The sequence below is a fragment of the Pseudonocardia sp. D17 genome, assembly GCF_036984265.1.
GTDB classification, from domain to species: domain Bacteria; phylum Actinomycetota; class Actinomycetes; order Mycobacteriales; family Pseudonocardiaceae; genus Pseudonocardia; species Pseudonocardia benzenivorans.
In genome coordinates this window covers 266,299-279,714 of the sequence record NZ_BPRG01000050.1, presented here as the reverse complement: position 1 = coordinate 279,714, position 13,416 = coordinate 266,299, and the positions used below count along the sequence as shown (strand labels likewise).

Annotated in this window: 7 protein-coding genes; 5 read left to right on the top strand and 2 right to left on the bottom strand. The window is 74.4% G+C overall.

Annotated elements, in window-relative coordinates:
- The 5 genes from PSD17_RS11410 to PSD17_RS11390 all read left to right on the top strand — a co-directional run bounded on the left by PSD17_RS11410 (position 1) and on the right by PSD17_RS11390 (position 7,871).
- Complete coding sequence (locus PSD17_RS11410) at positions 1-1,896, top strand: ABC transporter ATP-binding protein (RefSeq protein ID WP_339122629.1); 1,896 nt, start codon at positions 1-3, stop codon at positions 1,894-1,896.
- Positions 1,893-3,749, top strand: a complete 1,857-nt coding sequence (locus tag PSD17_RS11405) for an ABC transporter ATP-binding protein (RefSeq protein WP_103382296.1) — start codon at positions 1,893-1,895, stop codon at positions 3,747-3,749. Before PSD17_RS11410 ends, PSD17_RS11405 begins: the two co-directional genes overlap by 4 nt.
- Before the next feature lie 103 nt (positions 3,750-3,852).
- Positions 3,853-5,082 (top strand): CynX/NimT family MFS transporter, encoded by a 1,230-nt coding sequence (locus PSD17_RS11400; protein ID WP_013676141.1) that lies wholly within the window; start codon positions 3,853-3,855, stop codon positions 5,080-5,082.
- A 147-nt stretch (positions 5,083-5,229) separates the two neighbouring features.
- Positions 5,230-7,455, top strand: a complete 2,226-nt coding sequence (treS, locus tag PSD17_RS11395) for a maltose alpha-D-glucosyltransferase (RefSeq protein WP_013676142.1) — start codon at positions 5,230-5,232, stop codon at positions 7,453-7,455.
- Complete coding sequence (locus tag PSD17_RS11390) at positions 7,452-7,871, top strand: nitroreductase family deazaflavin-dependent oxidoreductase (protein ID WP_103382295.1); 420 nt, start codon at positions 7,452-7,454, stop codon at positions 7,869-7,871. Before treS ends, PSD17_RS11390 begins: the two co-directional genes overlap by 4 nt.
- Before the next feature lie 84 nt (positions 7,872-7,955).
- On the opposite strand, the gene PSD17_RS11385 is transcribed toward PSD17_RS11390, so the two are convergent.
- Together PSD17_RS11385 and PSD17_RS11380 are read right to left on the bottom strand one after the other, a co-directional pair.
- Positions 7,956-10,238 carry a M28 family peptidase gene (locus PSD17_RS11385; protein WP_339122612.1) on the bottom strand — a complete coding sequence of 761 codons (2,283 nt, stop codon included), beginning with the start codon at positions 10,236-10,238 and terminating at the stop codon, positions 7,956-7,958.
- A gap of 52 nt (positions 10,239-10,290) precedes the next feature.
- Complete coding sequence (locus PSD17_RS11380) at positions 10,291-13,377, bottom strand: DUF3427 domain-containing protein (RefSeq protein WP_339122611.1); 3,087 nt, start codon at positions 13,375-13,377, stop codon at positions 10,291-10,293.
- Between the last annotated feature and the right edge of the window lie 39 nt (positions 13,378-13,416).

The window sequence follows — 13,416 nt, the reverse complement described above, 5'->3', positions numbered from 1 at the left end:
ATGGGCACCCGCACCGCGGTCGGCAGCTTCAGCGGCGACCCCGGCCGGCGGGCGTCGGGGCGCGAGGTGCTGCGGCTGCTGGCCGCGACGAGCAGACCGCTGGCATGGGCGACGGCCGTCTGGGCGGCGGCGACGACGGTCGCCCCGGCCGGGGTCGTCGTCGCGCTGGGGGTTGTCGTCGGCGCCGTGCCCGCGGCCGCCGAGCACGGCCTCGGCTCTCCCGACGGGCACCGGCTGGTCGTCGGGCTCGTCGTCGCGACCGTCGTCTACGCGTTCTCGCTCGTGCTCGATCCCGTCGGCAGCGCGATCGGCATCGCCGCCCGCACCCGGATCACCGGCGCGCTGCAGGGCAGGCTGCTGCGCGCGGTCTCGCAACCGGTCGGCGTCGCGCACCTCGAGGACGCCGACGTGCTCGACAGGCTCGCCCGCGCCGAGGGCAGGCTCACCGGGATGTTCCCCGGCGACGCGCCGGTGACCTGGGCGGGCTCGGTCGCGACGCAGGCGTCGGGCTGGCTGGCCTGCGGCGTCGTCGCGCTCTACCAGTGGTGGGTCGGGCTGGTCCTGCTCGTGATGTGGGTCGTCGTGCGGCGGCTGATGCTGCGCACCGTCGTCGTGCTCGCCACCGAGCACCGCGGCCAGACGACGGCGATGCGACGCGCGGGCTACTTCGCCGCGCTCGGCACCCGGGCCGCGGCGGCCAAGGAGATCCGGGTCTTCGGTCTCGACGGGTTCGTCGCCGACCGCTACGGCGCCGAGTACGGCGCAGCGCTGGACTCCGCGGTCGGCGGGATGCGCCGGCTGCACCGCCGGGCACTGGGCTGCGTGGTCGTCGTGGCCGTCGGGATCGTCGGCGCGCTGCTGGTCATCGGGGGCGACGCGCACGACGTCGGCCTCGCCGCGCTCGCGACGCTGCTGCCGATGCTGGCGGTGACGATGTCGGCGGGTTCGGTCACCTTCGACGACCTGACGGTCGCGTGGACGATGTCCGGGCTGCCCGACGTCGAAGGCCTCGAACGCGACCTGGCCAGGGAGGCCGCACCGCCGGGTGGTGCCCGCGAGCCGGCCGGGCTGCCGCGGGCGTCGATCCGGTTCGCCGACGTGCACTTCCGCTACCCCGGCCAGGACGACGACGTCCTCGCCGGCATCGATCTCGAGCTGCCGGCGGGTACGTCGACCGCGGTGGTCGGGGTCAACGGCGCCGGCAAGACCACGCTCGTCGGGCTGCTCTCGCGGCTGCGCGACCCGGTCTCGGGCCAGGTGCTCGTCGACGGCACGGACGCCCGGGAGCTCGATCCGGCCCGGTGGCAGCGGCAGGTCGCGGTGGTGCCGCAGGAGCCCGTGCACTACCCCGCGACGGCCTACGACAACGTCGCCTACGGCGCGCTCGCACACCTCGCCGACGCCGACGGCGTCCACGCGGCCGCCGCGCAGGCGGGGTTCGCGGCCGTCGTCGAGACGCTGCCCGACGGCTGGGACACCGTGCTGTCGCCGGAGCTGCCGGGCGGGGTCGACCTGTCCGGCGGCCAGTGGCAGCGGCTCGCGCTGGCCAGGGCGTTGTTCGCGACCCGGCACGGCGCCCGCGTCCTGGTCCTCGACGAGCCGACCGCGGCGCTCGACGTCCGCGGCGAGGCCGAGTTCTACGCACGGTTCCTGGAGATCACCGCCGGGCTGACGACGGTCGTCATCTCCCACCGCTTCTCGACCGTGCGCCGGGCCGACACGATCTGCGTCCTCGACGGCGGCCGGATCACCGAGCGGGGCTCGCACGACGAGCTCGTCGCGCTCGGCGGCACCTACGCGCACATGTACGAGGTACAGGCGGCCAGGTTCCGCGACGGCCCGCCGGGCCGGCGGGACGCGGGCCGGCCGCGGCGCCGGGCGGGTGGCCGCCGATGACCGCGCTGGCCGACCCGCCCGCACCGCGCCGCGACAGGCCCCGCTCCCCCGAGCCGGGCGAGCGCGTCCCGCGCCGGGCGATCCGGCTGCTGCACCTCATGCTGCTCGACGGCTTCCGCGCCGCCCCCGGCCTGATGACGGCGGTGACGGCGCTGCTGGTCGTGGGCGGGGTCGCGGCGACCTGCTACCCGCTCGGGTTCCGCATCCTGCTCGACGGCGCCCTCGCCCACGACACCCGCCAGCTGGTGCTGGGCGCGCTGTTCGTCGGCGGGCTGCTCGCGCTGACCTGGGTGCTGCAGGCGATCGGCGCCACCGAGGCGATGGCCCTGTCCGACCGCGTCAGCATCTTCCACACCGCGCGGCTGGTGCGGCTCGTCAGCGGCGTCCCCGGGCTCGAGCACCTGGAACGTCCGGAGTACCTCACCGAGATCGAGCAGATCAGTTCGCGCCGCCGGGCGCTGGCAGGCGCTCCGCGGCAGCTGATGGGCAGCGTCGCGTCGGTGGCGCGGATCGTCGCGCTGCTCGTGCTGCTCGCGTCGGTGTCGCCGTGGCTGCTGCTGCTCCCGGTGGCCGCGGTCCCGCCGCTGCTGGCCGACCGGTGGGCCAAGCGCATCATCCGCACCAACGAGGACGAGGTCGCCCACGACCAGCGCCGCGCGGGCCTGCTGTTCTCGTTGGCGACGACGACCGGCTCCGCCGCCGAGCTGCGCTCCTACGGGTTGGCCGACCACGTCGGCGCGGAGCACGCGCGGCTCGCCGCGGCGGTCGACAGGCGGACCGGCGGTGAGGCGCTCAAGGTCCTCGCCATCCAGGCGACCGGCTGGACGATCTACGCGGCGGGGCTGATGGGCGCGATCGCGTTCGTCGTCGTCGAGACCACCCACGGGGTGTTATCGGCCGGTGCCCTGCTCATGGCGGTCACGCTGATCCGGCGGTCCCGCGCGCAGCTCGCGACCGCGGCCGTCCGCTCCGGTGCCCTGCTCAGCACGCTCACGGTCGCCGACCGGATGTTCTGGCTGGAGGACCACGCGGCCGCCGAGGCCGCGGCGCGCGGCCACGACCCGGCGCCCGACGCGCTGCACGACGGGATCCGGCTGCGCGACGTGTCGTTCACCTACCCGGGCGCCGAGCGGCCGGTGCTCACCGGTCTCGACCTGGACCTGCCGGCCGGCTCGACGGTGGCGATCGTCGGGGAGAACGGCGCGGGCAAGACGACGCTGGTCAAGCTCCTGCTCGGGATGTACAGCCCCGACGCGGGCACCGTCGAGGTCGACGGCCGGCCGCTGAGCGGGATCGAGCCCGGCGCCTGGCGGTCGCGCACCACGGCGGCCTTCCAGGACTTCGCCCGGCTGCACCTGCCGGTGCGGCACACCGTCGGCGTCGGCGACCTCGCCCGGCTCGACGACACCGACGCGGTCGCCGGGGCGCTCGACCGGGCCGGCGCCACGTCCGTCGCCGAGACCCTGCCCGACGGGCTCGACACCCTCGTCGGCTCGACCTACACCGGGGGCCGGGGGCTCTCCGGCGGGCAGTGGCAGAAGCTCGCGCTGGGCCGGGCGATGATGCGCGACGACCCGCTGCTCGTCGTGCTCGACGAGCCCACCGCGAACCTCGACGCCCCGACCGAGCACGCGATGTTCGAGCGCTACGCCTCGGCGGCCGCGCGGGGGGCCGAGCGCAACGGCGCGGTGACCGTCCTGGTCTCCCACCGGTTCTCGACGGTGCGCATGGCCGACCTCGTCGTCGTGCTGGAGGACGGGCGGGTCCGCGAGCGCGGCACGCACGCCCAGCTCGTCGCCGCGGGCGGCCGCTACGCCGAGCTCTACGAGCTGCAGGCGGCGTCCTATCGGTAGCGAGAGCGGCCCGGCTCACGATCGGGGCCGGGGCACGCACGCGGAGTGTTACGTTCGGACGCGTGGGGGCGGCGCTGACAGGACCGGACGTCGAGGCCGGGCGGTGACCGCCCCGGACGCCGGGACCGCGTCGCCGACCGTCTCCGGACGCGCGCCGCTGGGGGTGCCGTGGTGGACCACGGCCGCCATCGTGCTCGTCGCGCTGAACCTGCGCCCGGCCATCGTCGGTGTCGGGCCGCTGCTCTCGGAGATTCGCGCCGACCAGGCGCTCTCGGCCACCGCGGGCGGGGTGCTGACCGCGCTGCCGGTGCTGTGCTTCGGCCTGCTCGCGCCCGTCGCACCGCGGATGTCGCGGCTGATCGGCATCGAACGGTCGCTGCTCGCGGTGCTGGGCGTCATCACCGTGGGCTGCGTGGTCCGGCTCGTCCCGGCGGTGTGGGCGCTCTATCTCGGGACGGCACTGATCGGTGCCGCGATCGCGTCGGGCAACGTGCTGCTGCCCGCCCTGATCAAGCGTGACTTCGCACACCGCACCGGGATGATGACCGCGGTCTACTCGGCGGCGATCTCGCTGGGCGGCGCGCTGGGCGCGGCGGTCACCGTGCCGCTGGCCGACGCGGCCGGGCTCGGCTGGCGGCTCGGGCTGGGCGTCTGGGTGATCTGGGGCGTGCTGGGCATCCTGTGCTGGCTGCCGCAGCTGCGCCGGGTGGCGCGACCGGCGGTGCGCGCCCCGCGGGTGCGCGGTCTGGGCCGGCAGGCGCTGGCGTGGCAGGTCACGGTGTTCATGGGCCTGCAGTCGCTGGGCTTCTACGCCGCCTCGGCGTGGTTCGCGGAGATCTTCGTCGAACGCGGCTGGTCGCCCGCAGCGGCGGGAGCACTGGTCTCGACGGTGAGCCTCACCGGCATCATCGGCAGCCTCGGGACGCCCGTCCTCGCCGCCCGCACCCGCGACCAGCGCGGGCTCTCACTCGTCGTGACCGCGATCGGCGTCGCCGGGGTGGGGGCGACGTTGGTCCCCGGCCTGGAGGTCGTCGCCTCGGTCGTCGCGGGGATCAGCTACGGCGCGGCGCTCGGGCTCGCGCTGACCTACGTCGGGGTGCGCAGCCCCGACGCGGCGCACGCGGCCCAGCTCTCCGGCATGTCGCAGTGCGTCGGCTACGTGCTCGCCGCGGCCGGCCCGTTCGCCGTCGGCGCGCTGCACGACCTCACCCACGGGTGGACCGTCTCGCTCGTCGCACTGCTCGCGCTCTACGTCCCGCAGGGCATCGCCGGGTTCCTCGCCGGGCGCGATCGGGTACTCCGCATCGCACCGCCGGACGCCACCGCCGGCTGACGTCGCCTGCGCCCGCGGCGACCGTTCGGCGACGGCGAAACGCGGGTCCGGCCATCGCGGTGGGCGCGGTCCGCACCGGTACCTTCACCCCTGCGACGGGCCCGGTGCGACGGCCCGTCCGGCGCGGCGATCTTCCGGAGTCCCCACATGTCAGTCGAGCAGTCCCCCGAGCACGAGCCGAGCGAGATCACCTACGCCGAGCACTACCATCCGGCGCGCCCACGCAGCCTCCGCCATCGCGCCCGGGTGAAGAGCCCGGTCCCCCGCCGCTCGGTCACCCAGGACGGCGAGCCCACCGGCACCAACCCGGCGTACGTGTCGTGGCTGCTGTCGCAGTCGATGCTGGCCGACGCCAACGAGATCGCCCGCCAGTTCTCCGGTTCCGGGACGATGTGGCAGAACCCCTTCGCCAACCCGGGACCGCGGCAGGCCGTCGAGACGGCATCGGTGTGGTTCACCGCCTACCCGCTGTCGCTGATCACCCGGCCCGACGAGTCGTTCCTCGCGGCACTGGCCGACGAGGACCTCTGGAAGGCGTTCTCCGACATCGGGATCGAGGGCGTGCACACCGGCCCGGTGAAGCGCGCGGGCGGCATCACCGGCTGGCGGACCACTCCGAGCGTCGACGGCCACTTCGACCGGATGAGCACCGAGATCGACCCCGCCTTCGGCACCGAGGCCGAGTTCCGGGCCATGTGCGGCATGGCGACCTGGCACGGCGGCACGATCATCGACGACATCGTCCCCGGTCACACCGGCAAGGGCGCCGATTTCCGGCTCGCCGAGATGAAGTACGGCGACTACCCCGGCATCTACCACATGGTGGAGATCGAGCCCGAGGACTGGAACCTGCTTCCCGAGGTGCCCCCCGGCCGCGACTCGGTCAACCTCGACGCGGCCACCGAGGAACGGCTCGAGAAGTCGGGCTACATCATCGGCAGGCTGCAGCGGGTGATCTTCTTCGCCGAGGGCGTCAAGGAGACGAACTGGAGTGCGACGGCCCCGGTCGTCGGGGTCGACGGCGTTCAGCGGCGCTGGGTCTACCTGCACTACTTCAAGGACGGCCAGCCGTCGGTCAACTGGCTCGACCCGTCCTTCGCCGGCATGCGGCTGGTGATCGGCGACGCCCTGCACTCGCTGGCCGACCTCGGCTCCGGCGCGCTCCGCCTCGATGCCAACGGCTTCCTCGGCGTCGAGAAGTCGACGGAGGGGCTCCCCGCCTGGTCGGAGGGGCATCCGCTGTCGCAGGCGGCGAACCACCTGATCGGCAGCATGGTCCGCAAGCTGGGCGGTTTCACCTTCCAGGAGCTCAACCTCACGATCGACGACATCAAGCAGACGTCGGAGGCCGGGGCGGACCTGTCCTACGACTTCGTCAACCGGCCCGCCTACCACCACGCGCTGGCCACCGGGGACAGCGAGTTCCTGCGGCTGACGCTGCGCACGTCGCTCGACCTGGGCGTCGACCCGGCCGCGCTGGTGCACGCGCTGCAGAACCACGACGAGCTGACCTACGAGCTGCTGCACTGGTCCACCGGCCACCGCGACGACCTCTACCCGTTCCGCGGCGCGCCGACGCCGGGCGAGGAGATCGCCGAGGCCGTCCGCGCCGACCTCGTGGCCGCCCTGACCGGGCCCGAGCACCCGTACAACCTGATCTTCACGACGAACGGCATCGCCTGCACCACCACGTCGGCGATCGCGGCCATCCTGGGCGTGCCCCGGCTCGACGGCATCGACGACGCCGTGCGCGCCCGGATCATGCGCGCGCACCTGCTGCTCGCCATGTTCAACGCGCTCCAGCCCGGCGTCTTCGCGCTGTCGGGCTGGGATCTCTGCGGCATCCTGACGCTGCCGCCGTCGGAGGTCACGGCGCTGCTCGACCACGGCGACACCCGGTGGATCAACCGCGGCGCGCACGACCTGATGGGCGCCGACCCGGGTGCGACGCGCAGCCTCGCGGGGATGCCGCGCGGCCGCAGCCTCTACGGCACGCTGCCCGAGCAGCTCGCCGACGAGACGAGCTTCGCCCGTCAGCTGCAGGCGATCCTCGCGGTCCGCCGCCGCTACGGCATCGCGACGAGCGAGCAGATCGACGTCCCCGACGTCTCGCACCGCGGCACCCTCGTGCTGGTCCACCGGCTCGCCGAGGCCGGGACGCTGCACGTCGGCGTCCTGAACTTCGCCAACGAGGACGTCACCGCGACCGTCCGCTCGGAGCACCTGCTGCCGGGTTCGGTCGTCACCGACATGTTCACCGACCGCGAGGTCGGCGTCGTCGACGACCTGCTCGGGTTCACCATCGACCTCGAGCCGCACCAGGGACACTCGCTGCTGGTCACGGCCCCGCCGCCGGAGGAGGTGCGGCCATGACGGTCCCCGACGACATCGCGGCGGTGAACCGCCGTGTCATCGAGCAGTTCCGCGCGGGCGGCGAGATCGAGGGGATGCACCGCGAGGCGCTGCTCCTGCTGACGACGACCGGGCGCCGCTCGGGCCGCAGCCACACCTCGCCGATGATGTTCCACCGCGACGGCGAGCGGCTGCTGGTCGTCGCCTCGAACATCGGGGCGCCGCGCCATCCCGACTGGTACGCCAACCTCGTGGCCGACCCGGAGGTCACCGTCGAGGTCGGTGACGAGACCTACGACGCCCTCGCGACCCCGCTGACCGGCGACGACCGCGCCACGACATGGGCGATGCTCAAGCAGACCTACCCGTTCTTCGCCGACCACGAGGGCCGGACGACGCGCGAGATCCCGGTCGTCGCACTGACCCGCAGGTCGTAGTGCGCCGCCGCATCCGCTGACGGTCGACGCGCGCACGACCCGGCACGCCGTGCGTGGCGCCCCCGGCGCGCGATCGGGTCGCGGTCAGATCCGCGTGGTGCGGGTGACCGCGACCAGCTCGCTGGTGTGGCTGCCCGCGACCGCGACGTCGGGCGGGCGCGGGGTGAAGCCCGGGAGCCCGGCGAGCCCGTCGCTGCCGTCCAGCACGTCGAGGTCGACCGGTCCCGGCGCGGCCAGCTCCAGCCGCAGTTCCAGGCCCTCGGGCGGCGGCGCGTGGAAGATCAGGTCGAGCGACCCGTCCCGCACCCCGACGGGGGCGCCCGCCACCGTCGCGGCCCGCACGGCCGGCCCGTTCGCGGTGCGGAGCGCGATCAGCCGGACCGGCCGCTGGGGGACGACCCGCACGGTGACCGTCCGCCCCGCGTCGCCGGCGACGTCCGACACGACGTCCACCCTCGCGGCGGGCAGGTCCGCCGTCGGCGCGGCGCCGGTCCAGAACAGGCCCGACATGCCGAGCAGCTGCGGGACCAGCTCGCGCCGGTCGACGTAGCGGGCCGTCCAGGTGCCCGGCCGCGTCTGCTCGCTGACCCACCGCGCCTGCCCGGTGTCGGCGTCGAGGGAGTACATGAGCTGCGACGGGACGGGGTGCTGGGCGTCGGGCCGGTCGGCGACGAGCCCGGCGGCCCCGAGCGCCACCACGACGACGAACGCGGCCGGGCCCTGCCAGCCGGCCCGCCGGCCCAGCAGCGGGTCGAGCAGCGGCAGCAGTGTAGGCGTGGCCAGCACCAGCACGAACGCCGGCACCGCGGCGACCGGCATGCCGAGCGCCGGGAAGAACAGCACCGCCGTCGGGACCAGGACGACGACGCCGACGCATGCCGCCACCGTCGCCGCCGCCACCCCGACGCCGGTGCGCCCCACCGCGACCGCGACGAGCACGCACACCGCCCCGACGAGCGCCGGCAACGTCGCGAGGTACGAGCCGCCGGGCGCGAGCGAGGCCAGCGCGATGCCCAGCGCCGCGAGCCAGGCCAGCCCGCCGACCGTCAGCGCCGTCGCCCCGACCGCCTTGCGCAGCAGCGCGAACCAGGTCAGCACGACGGCCGCGACGAGCACGACGACCGCCCAGCGGTACCACGTCGGATTCCAGACGTCGCCGCTGACGTCGGCGTAGTCCGGGCGGAGCGCCACCAGCAGCAGCCACCCGCCCTGCGCGAGCAACGGCGCGACCAGCAGCGGCACGACGGCCGCGACCAGGCCGACGAGCAGCCGCGGGACGCTCGCCGCCCGGCGCAGTCGCGCGACGACGGCCAGCGCGAGCACCGCGACGGCCGCCAGGACCGCGAGCGGCCACACCGCCGATCCGGGGTAACGCACCAGCCGGTCGAGCACCGGGAAGTACGTCGCGTCCTGCGCCGCGGGCGTGGACAGTTCGCGCAGGTCCTGCCCGCCGAACGCCCGCGCGAGCGCGACGGTGTCGTCGAGGTGGGCCTGCAGGCTCCCCCGGTCCATCCGCGACGGGGTGTCCTGCGGCGAGTGGTAGGCCGCGACCCCGTCGATGTAGGCGGAGTTGAGACCGGTGAAGCGGCCGGAGTCGCGGAAGGGACTGAAGTCGGTGTCGTTGGGCAGGATGCGGTAGACCTCGACGGCGAAGCTCGTCGCGACCGGATGCGGCACCGCGTCGGCGTAGACGTCGAGGAGCCGCGCGTTGCCGCGGGTGGTCTCGAACATGATCGCCGGGCCACCTGTCCCCCGGGCCTCCACGTTGAGCACCACTCCACCTTGCGCCGCAACGGGATCGGAGGCGACGAACGCCTCCGCCCCGCACAGGCACGCCTCCTCGGCGTCGGTGAACAGCAGCACGACGTCGTTGCGCAGCGGGGTCGTGCGCAGCACGCGCGCCGACTCCAGCAGCGTCGACACCCCGGCGCCGTCGTCGTTGGCGCCCGGACCGACCTGCACCGAGTCGTAGTGCGCGACGAGCAGGACCCGGCCGCGCCCGGCCTGCGGTGCCGTGCCGGGAAGCGTCGCCACGACGTTGCGCACCCGCGCCGCCTGCACCGGGTCGCCGGGGTGCACGCCGACGGCGTCCTGCACGCGCGCGTCGATCCCGAGTCCGCGCAGCGTGTCCAGGATGTAGGTGCGCACCCCGTCGGCGGCCGCCGAGCCCGCGACGTGGGTCTGCGCGCCGATGCGCTCGACGTGCGCGAACGCCGCGGCGGCCGACGGCTCGCCGGCGGGGACGTCGGTGCGCGGCGACGGCGGCGACACCGACAGCACGGCCACGACGGTGACGACGAGGACGATCAGCCACGCGGCGGCGACCGCCACCGGCCGGGGCGGCGGGGTGATCGTCGGCGACCGCACGCGTGCAGTCTGCCCGACCCGCGCGCACCGCCCGGCCCGGACACGCTCGCGCTCAGGAGGCCGCGACCCCGGCGATGCGGAACGTCTCGGCCGGCATCGGCCGGCGCAGCCGCCAGGTGATCGCGATCGGCCTCTCGCCGCGGTGGCTCTCGATGTCGACCTGGCCGAGGCACAGGAAGGGCGCGCCCGGCCCGAGGTCGTCGGAGGGCGCGTCGCGGGTGAACAGCACGACGCGGGTGGCCCGCTCCCGGTGGTGGACGTAGCGCTGCCCGGTGTCCGAGCGCAGCGACGTGGCGTTCTGCGACTCCCAGTGGAAGACCTCCGGGCTGACGGCGAAGTCGCGGTACATCGTGCTCGGCGAGAAGTCGCGCTCCGTCTTGCGGAGGTTGACCAGCAGCGCGTCCGTGGCGTGCTCCGGCGCCCACACCACACCCGTCGCGTGCCCGGATGCCTTGCGGGCCGTGCCCGCCCAGTCGAGCGCCGCCAGGATCTCCTCGCGCCGGTAGTGCGCGTGGCTCGCCAGCGGGATGTGCGTGAGGCCCTCGCCCAGTGAGCGGGGAAGGTGGCGCGCGGTGTCGAGCGTGTACGCGACGAGTTCCGCGATCTCCGCGCACACCGCCGGATGCCGGCGCAGGTGCGCGAGGCCCTGGTCGTAGCCGGTGAACCCGTTGCGGTTGGGCCAGAGCTGGAAGAACAGCATCCGGGCGAGCCGCTGCTCCCGCTCGGTCAGCTCGTGGTAGCCGGGCCCTGACGGGTCGGCCAGCGCGGTGTAGACCTGCGCGCGTTCGGGATCGTCGACGTGGCTGAGCGTGGCCATCCTGCGGAGCAGGGCGTCCTCGTCCGGGCCCGGGGGCAGGGTCGGCAGGCCCGCGTCGCGGCGCAGCGCGGTCCAGGAACCCTTGTCCCGGTACACGTCGGCCGGTTCGCGGTCGGCGGCACGCAGGTAGCCCGCGAGCGCCAGATCGCCGTGCGAGCGGATGTCGGCGACCAGGTCCCGACGGCGCAACCGCAGCCTGTGGCGGACGTTGTCGAGCACGATCTGCTGCGCGACGCGGTCGAGGACGAGCGCCGAACCGGACGGCAGGAACGGGAAGGACTGCTCGATGTCCTCGGCCAGGCCACGACGGCTGCTGCCGGTCAGCGCGCGGTAGCGGACGTCGAAGCGGAACTCCCGGCGCTGCTGACCGATGAAGTCCAGTGCGGTGAGCACGGCCTTGCCGGGGGCTCGCCGCAGCCCACGGCCCAGCTGCTGCAGGAAGACGGTCGCGCTCTGCGTCGGGCGCAGCAGGAGGATCGTGTCGACCTCCGGCAGGTCGAGGCCCTCGTTGAAGAGGTCGACGGTGAACAGGCAGTTCACCTCGCGGGCGGCCAGCCGGCGCAGGGCCCGCGCCCGGTCGGCGGCCGGGGTACGGCCGCTCACGGCGAGGCTCGCGATCCCGGCCCTGGTGAACACCTCGGCCATGTACTCGGCGTGCTCGACCGAGACGCAGAAGCCCAGTGCCCGCATGGCCTGCACGTCGGTGACCTTGTCGCGGGTCTCGCGGACGACCTTCGCCGCGCGGGCGTCGTTGCCGGTGTAGAGGGCGTCGAGCGCGGCCGCGTCGTATCCGCCGCGCTTCCACTCCACACCGCTGAGGTCGACGTCGTCGGCGATGCCGAAGTAGTGGAACGGGACCAGCAGGTCGTCGGCGAGCGCGTCCCACAGGCGCAGCTCGGCGGCACAGCGGCCGCCGAACTGGTCGCGGACGTCGGCGCCGTCGGCGCGCTCGGGCGTCGCCGTCAGGCCCAGCAGCTCCCGCGGGGTCAGGTGCGCGAGCAGCCGCCGGTAACCGGCGGCCTCGGCGTGGTGGAACTCGTCGACGACGACCACGTCGAAGTGGTCCGGCGGGATGCGCTCGACGCCGTAGGCCCCGAGCGCCTGCACGCTCGCGAAGACGTGGTTCCACCGCTCGGGACGCTCGCCGCCGACGTAGTGCTCACCGAAGGCCCCATCGGCCAGCACCGCCCGGTAGGTGCGGCGGGACTGGTCGAGGATCTCCTTGCGGTGCGCGACGAACAGCAGCCGGGCCCTGGGCAGCGTGCGCCGCAGCCGGGCGTAGTCCAGCGCCGCGACGACCGTCTTGCCGGTCCCGGTGGCCGCGACCACGAGGTTGCGGTGCCGGCCGTGGACCTCCCGCTCGGTGTCGAGCGCCTCCAGGATCTGGGACTGGTGCGGCAGCGGGCGCACCTCGAGGCCCGTGGGCGTCCGGTCGGCCGACGGTGTCCGCGCGCGCCCGAGTGCGTCGGCGAGGCGCGCGGCGTCGTCGGCGTTGTCCGGGTCGTAGGGGACGAACGCCGGGTCGGCCCAGTAGGTGTCGAACGTGCTGGTGAACTTCCGGATCAGGTCCGGTGTCGCGACGGCGGAGAGCCGGACGTTCCACTCCAGCCCGTCGACGAGGGCCGACCGCGACAGGTTGCTGCTGCCGACGAAGGCGGTGTCGAAGCCGGTCCCGCGGCGGAAGAGCCAGGCCTTCGCGTGCAGCCGGGTGGTCGCCGACGCGTAGTTGATCCGCACGGTGGCACCGAACCGACGGACGAGCTCGTCGACGGCGCGCTGCTCGGTCGCGCCCATGTAGGTCGTGGTGATGACCCTCAGCGCGACGCCGCGGTCCCGGAGCACGCCGAGCTCGTCGTGCAGCAGCCGCAGCCCCGGCCACCGGATGAAGGCGCACAGCAGGTCGACCGCGTCGGCCGAGGTCAGTTCCGAGCGCAGCTCGGCCGACAGCGACGGTTCGCCGGGGGTGTTCGTCATCAACGCCGCCGCCGACAGCGACGTCCTGGGCCGTACCAGGCGGTGCACGCCCGGGGCGATCTCGCGGCTCAGGACGACGAGCTGCTCGATCCTCCCGTCCAGGTCCTCGCCCGCTGCGGCGATGCGCGTCAGCACCTCGTTGGTCAGGGCGATCCGCCGCTCCGGGTCGGTCTCGGACTCCAGCACCCTCCGGAACACGACGGCGACGTGGCGGGCGAGCACGTGCGGCTGGTCGGCCTCCTCGACGTCGGCGAAGTGCGGGACGAGGTGGGGGTGGCCGGCGAGCGTGGCATCGAGACCGGATGTGCGCAGCCGCTCGTATACGCCCTCGGGCAGCGGTTCGGTCACGAACGACGATCCTGACGGGTCACTGTCGCCCCTCCGCTG